This window comes from Bradyrhizobium sp. P2_E8 (assembly GCF_056403875.1).
This window is the reverse complement of record NZ_JBFUES010000510.1, coordinates 1-5,306: the sequence shown is the minus strand read 5'-3', so window position 1 is coordinate 5,306 and position 5,306 is coordinate 1. Positions and strand designations below refer to the sequence as shown.

The following is a 5,306-nucleotide window of genomic DNA, read 5'->3' as shown; positions in this document are numbered from 1 at the left end:
AGCGCGGATCGATCACGCCGCAGCGGGCGAAGGTGAGGCGGGTCTGGCGCTTCAGCCAGGGAATCTCGTCGGTCGCCCCTAGCCGCAGCAGATGCGGCGTATTGCCGGCGAGCGCGTCCAGCAGGGAGGGCACATCGGTCTCGGTGACCGGGCCGAACGCGATCCGGCCCTGCGGCGTCGCGACCTCGACCAGCGGCTCCAGCCAGTACATGCCGCGCGAGCCGGTCCTGACGATCTCGACGGCGATGCCACGCCTGGCCGCGGCCTGTTCCAGCGCCAGTGCAACCTCATCGGCGCCGACGGCCACCGCACCCGCATCGCGTGAGACGAAGAGACGCATGCTCATCGCTGCGCCTCCGCAACCAGCGCATCGAGGCGCTTCTCGTCGACCCGGCCGACGAGGCGGCCGTCGAGCATCGCCGACGGCGCAGTCGCGCACAGGCCGAGGCAGTAGATCGGCTCCAGCGTGACGCGGTCATCGGCCGTCGTGTTGCCGAGCGACACGCCGAGCCTGGCCTCGGCACGCGCCGCCAGCGCATCGCCGCCCGCAGCCTGGCAGGCCTCGGCGCGGCAAAGCTTCAGCACGTGGCGGCCGGCCGGCTTGTGCCTGAAATCATGATAGAACGTGAACACGCCATGCACCTCGGCGCGCGACAGATTGAGCGCCTGCGCCACCATGGGAATGGCTGCCTCCGGCACATAGCCGAACGCCTCTTGAAGGGCGTGCAGAATGACCAGCGTCGCGCCCTCCTGCCTTGCATGTTCGGCGATGATCTCGGCGCCGCGCGTCTCGTTCCAAGGCTCGTAACAAGGCTCGTAAACCGCTGTCATTCTTCGTTCTCAAGTTGAGCGTTCCTGCATCGCAAACTATTTGGAATCATTCGAAGATCAATAAAGCTGTCTCATGCTGCGATTGCGAATTCAGATCGATTGGCGGATGCAATCGACCGATTTGGAAACGCAATTAATCGCATTTCGCCAGCCGGTTTTTCCGTGTTGGCAAGGACCTGCCGTGCTAGCTTGCATGCCACGACAGAATTCGAGGGGGCGTCCGGTTGATCGACAAGCTTGAACTGCTGCTGGCGCTGGCGAAGGAACGGCATTTCGGACGCGCGGCGGAAGCCTGCGGGGTCACCCAGCCGACGATGTCGACCGGGCTCAAGCAGCTCGAGGAGATCCTCGGCGTGATGCTGGTCCAGCGCGGGTCCCGCTTCCAGGGCTTTACCCCCGAAGGCGAGCGGGCACTGGACTGGGCGCGGCGGATCGTGGGCGATGCCCGCGCGATGCGCCAGGAGATCAACTCGCTGAAGGAGAAGCTCTCGGGCGAGATCCGCATCGCGGCGATCCCGACCGTGCTCGGCATGGTGGCCGCGCTGACGACGCCGTTTCGCGCCAGGCATCCCGAGGTGCGCTTCCGCATCCAGTCCACAACCTCATCGGAGGTGCTGGGCCTGCTCGAAAATCTCGAGGTGGACGCGGGGCTGACCTATATCGAGAACGAGCCGATCGGGAAGGTGCGCACCATTCCGCTCTACAACGAGAGCTATCGTCTCCTCACCGCGCCGGATGCGATGTTCGGCGATCGCGAGACGGTGACCTGGACCGAGGTCGGGCAGGTGCCGTTGTGCCTGCTCACGCCCGACATGCAGAACCGCCGCATCATCGACCGCGCGCTGCGCTCGGTCGGCGCGGAGGCGACGCCGACGCTGACCTCGAACTCGCTGCTCGTCCTGTTCACGCATGTGAAGACGGGACGCTGGGCGAGCGTGATGCCGGCCAAGCTCGCCGAGACGCTTGGCCTGTCCGATACCGTGCGTTCGATCCCGATCGTCGACCCCGAGGTCAATTACAGCATCGGCATGGTGATCCCGCAGCGCGATCCGATGACGCCGCTGATCGCGGCGCTGGTCAATGTCGCGCGTGAAGTCGCGCCGACGCTGCAATTGTAGCTTCAAGCCGCGGCCGATATCCCGGACGCCGCCTTGATTGCGTCGCGCGGCAGCGTCACGCGGACGACGGTGCCGACATCGATCTTCGAGCGCAGCCGCATCGAGCCGCCGTGGAGCTGCGCCAGCGAGCGGGCAATGGCGAGGCCCAGCCCGGAGCCGTGATAGGTCTTCGTGAGCTGGCTCTCGACCTGCTCGAACGGGCGTCCGAGCCGCGCCAGGGAGTGCGGGGCGATCCCGATGCCGGTGTCGGCGATCATCAGCACGATCCGGTCGTCGAGCAGCCGGCTCCGCACCACGATGCGGCCGCCGTCGGGCGTGAACTTCACCGCGTTCGACAGCAGGTTGACGATGATCTGCTTGGTGGCGCGGCGGTCGGCGACGACGGAGATCGATTTCGCGATGTCGGCATCGAGCGTCAGCTGCTTGTCCTGCGCGCGGCCGGAGACGACGCGCAGGGATTCCGCGAGCGTCCGCGCAAGATCGAGCTCTTCCATGTCGAGCTTCATGCGGCCGGCTTCGATCTTGGACATGTCGAGGATGTCGTTGATGACCTCGAGGAGGTAGTGGCCGCTGGTCAGGATGTCCTGGCAGTATTCCTGGTACTTCTCGCTGCCGAGCTCGCCGAACAGGCCCGAGCCCATGATCTCGGAGAAGCCGATGATGGCGTTGAGCGGCGTGCGCAGCTCATGGCTCATATTGGCGAGGAATTTCGACTTGGTCTGGTTGGCTTCCTCGGCGCGGGTCTTCTCGCGCTGGTACTTTTCCGCAAGATCCGCAAGCTCGTTGGTCTGGCGTTCGAGCGCGGCCTGCGAGCGCTTCAGGTCGATGACGGTGGCGCGCAGGCGCAGATCGTTGTCGACGAGCTTCTGCTCGTGCTCCTTGATGCGGGTGATGTCGGTGCCGACCGAGACGTAGCCGCCGTCCTTGGTGCGGCGCTCGCTGATGTGCAGCCAGCTGCCGTCGTCGAGCTGCGCCTCGAAGGTGCGCGCGCCCGGGCCCTGGCTCGCCGTCTCGTTGTGGCGGGTGCGCACCTCCGGCATGCGGCCGACCTCGAGCACGGTCTCGTAGGAGGTGCCGGGAATTACGGCGCTGTCGGGCAGCTTGTGCAGGCGCTGGAAGTGCGAGTTGCAGAGCACGAGGCGGTCGCTCGCGTCCCACAGCACGAAGGCCTCCGGAATGGTCTCGATGGCGTCGCGCAGGCGCAAATCGGCTTCCACCGTCCGCTCGGCAAGGCTCTTCTGCTCGGTGATGTCGACGGCGATTCCGATCAGGTGAACGCTGGAGTCGGTCGCGCCGCTCGTCTTCTCGCAGCGGACGCGGAGCCAGATCCAGTGGCCGTCGACGTGCTGCATGCGGAAGGTCTGGTCGATGTGGTCGATCTTCTCGGAGATGAGCTGGTCGGCGATCTCGAACAGGTCGATGTCGTCCGACTTCACCAGCGCGTTGACCTCGCCGAAGGTGAGGAGCTCGTTGCGGCCGTCGAGGCCCAGCATCGAGAACATCGACTGCGACCAGAAGATCCGGCCGCGCGACAGGTCCCAGTCCCAAAGGCCGCAGCGGCCGCGGTTGAGCGCGGTGTCGATGCGGCCGCGCACCGCGTCGTTGATGAGATCGCCCTCGCGAGCGCGGGTCGACTGCCAGTGGAAGGCGAAGCCGAGGATCAGGACGACGAAGCCGGTGGTGGCCGACAGCGTCACCGAGAGCGCGGCGTCCGAGCCCCAGATCGGCTCGTTGCGCTCCTGGATCACGGTGACGAAGCCGGGCAGCGACTTGATCTGCCGCGAGGTCGCCATCGCGGCGTTGCCGTTCGGCAGCGTCATGTCGGAGATGTTGCCGTCGCGCGGCGGCGCCGCGAGCAGCTGCGCCGTGGTGATGGAATCGAGCAGGCGGTCGTTGCCCGAGGAATCGCTGTCGATGGGAATGCGGGCGAGGATGCGGCGGTCGACGCCGGCCGAGGTGACGATGACATGGCGGCCCGTGGCCGTGCCCCAGGACGGAATGAGGTCGGGCAGCAGCGCCGGCAGGCTCTCGATGTTCTTCAGCCGTTCCTGCCGCGAGGAGGTGAGGCGGTCGATGCGCTCGGCGAGCAGATCGGCGAGTGCCGAGATGTCATGGCGCATCACCAGCCGCTTCTGGCGCGTCTGGTCGACGACCTGCACGAACGCGCCGAGGCAGATCGTGATCAGGAACGCGATGATGAGCGTCGGCACGGCGCGACGCAGCGCCGGTTCCGCGATCAGCAGCCGGTGATAGGCAGGTTTCGCGATCGATTGCGCCAATCCTTTGATCGAATCGGATTGGACGCACGCGTTCGCGGCGTCTGCACGCGACATGCCTTCGGCCCCCTGGAAAACTTGCTTGCAACTTGAGTTCGGAAGCAGCCCCACATCGCTTCCGAATCACACCGATTTGAATCCAGTTTTGCCGGGCTGTCGAGAGTCAACGAATCGTTAACGCGAATTTATTCTTATCCAACGCGCAGTTTGCGCGTCGCGTGCCCGCAAACTCACGTGCGTGACGAGTCCGAAACGAGAACGTGTGACTCCTCGCGCATTCTGCGTCACGCGCGCGGCGGCTCGGCGTGGCTGATCACGCGCTTCACGCTCGGGAACGCGCGGCGCAACGCGCGCTCGATCGCGTCGACATGCTCGTGCACCTTGATCACGCTCATCGACGGCGTGGCGCGGCAGTGGAAGTTGACGATCTCGCCGGCATCGGTGTTGCGGACGCGCACATTGTGGATGTCGTGGATCTCGCTGCCGGCGGCATATTCGGTGAGTGCGGCGGCGATGGTCCGCACCCGTTCCGGCGCGGCATCGACGCCGAACGGCAGTTCCGGTTCCAAGGGCTCGATATGGACGTCGACCTCGACGTCGGCGCCGAACTCCTCCTGGATGTTCCGCTCCAGCGTGTTGGCGACCTCATGGGCGGCGTCGAGCCGCATCCCGGCGTCGACCTCGAGGTCGATGCTGACGATCAGCTTGGCGCCGAGGTCGTGCACCGTGACGTGGTGGATGGCGAGGCTCGAATTCCGGGCGATCACCATGATGCGGTCGCGTACGGTCTCATTGTCGCGGGCGACGGGGACCGGGGTGAAGGTGAGGTCGGCATCGCMGAACGCCTTGTCGACGGCGGCCTGCACCTTGCGCTTGATCTCCTCGACGCGGTCGATCGGATAGGTCCGCGGCACCTTTGCGATGGTGTCGATGAAGGTGGTCGCGCCGACCATGCGCACGCGCAGCCGCTCGACGCCGATGACGCCGGGCACGCCGCGGATCGCGGCTGTGGCCTTCTCCTGCGCACCCTCCGGCGCGCGGTCGACCAGCGTCTGCACGGTCGAGCCGGCCATGCGCAGGC

General features: G+C 66.2%; 4 protein-coding genes and 1 pseudogene. 1 reads left to right on the top strand and 4 read right to left on the bottom strand.

The window, feature by feature from the left end; all coding sequences use genetic code 11:
- Together AC1D00_RS25055 and AC1D00_RS25050 are read right to left on the bottom strand one after the other, a co-directional pair.
- Positions 1–346, bottom strand: a pseudogene (locus AC1D00_RS25055) (formate dehydrogenase); the annotation flags it as partial.
- Entirely contained in the window at positions 343–831 is a 489-nt protein-coding gene (locus tag AC1D00_RS25050; protein ID WP_477012490.1) for a formate dehydrogenase subunit gamma, read from the bottom strand. The pseudogene AC1D00_RS25055 and the gene AC1D00_RS25050, both read right to left, overlap by 4 nt.
- Before the next feature lie 224 nt (positions 832–1,055).
- On the opposite strand from AC1D00_RS25050, the gene AC1D00_RS25045 reads away from it, so the two are divergent.
- A complete protein-coding gene (locus tag AC1D00_RS25045; protein ID WP_027547228.1) occupies positions 1,056–1,949 on the top strand; it encodes a LysR family transcriptional regulator in 894 nt (297 codons plus the stop codon).
- Positions 1,950–1,951: 2 nt separating this feature from the next.
- Here the strand turns inward: AC1D00_RS25045 and AC1D00_RS25040 are convergent, their stop codons facing one another.
- Together AC1D00_RS25040 and AC1D00_RS25035 are read right to left on the bottom strand one after the other, a co-directional pair.
- A complete protein-coding gene (locus tag AC1D00_RS25040) occupies positions 1,952–4,282 on the bottom strand; it encodes a PAS domain-containing sensor histidine kinase (protein ID WP_135172582.1) in 2,331 nt (776 codons plus the stop codon).
- Positions 4,283–4,509: 227 nt separating this feature from the next.
- Positions 4,510–5,306: cation transporter dimerization domain-containing protein (locus AC1D00_RS25035; protein ID WP_477012489.1), on the bottom strand; the 797-nt coding region annotated here is incomplete at its 5' end.